The sequence below is a fragment of the Streptococcus suis genome, assembly GCF_002964045.1.
Classification (GTDB): domain Bacteria; phylum Bacillota; class Bacilli; order Lactobacillales; family Streptococcaceae; genus Streptococcus; species Streptococcus suis_U.
In genome coordinates this window covers 1-265 of the sequence record NZ_POPB01000666.1, presented here as the reverse complement: position 1 = coordinate 265, position 265 = coordinate 1, and the positions used below count along the sequence as shown (strand labels likewise).

1 pseudogene is annotated in these 265 nt (G+C 46.8%); it reads right to left on the bottom strand.

Going from position 1 to position 265, the window contains the following annotated elements:
• Window positions 1-210: pseudogene (locus tag C1E99_RS13990) on the bottom strand (dipeptidase PepV); the annotation flags it as partial.
• Window positions 211-265: the final 55 nt, after the last annotated feature.

Genomic DNA, 265 nt, shown 5'->3' with positions numbered 1-265 from the left:
TGGAAATAGCGCACCGAATGCGACTCCTTCTTCCATCAGACGAGCATAGGTAGCTCCTCCAATAACCAGCGGTGCTTCCTGTCCACCTGTTTGGTCTCGATAAACGTTTTGCAGGCATTGAACCAGCTCAGATGATGGAGAAACAAAATGTGGGCTCAACTTCTCATATCCAGTCACTTGGAAACATTCTCCCAGTTTTGACGCCGCCAAAGTCTGAATCCTAGAGAATTCAATCCCTTTTGGATAACGGCAATCACACGAAATC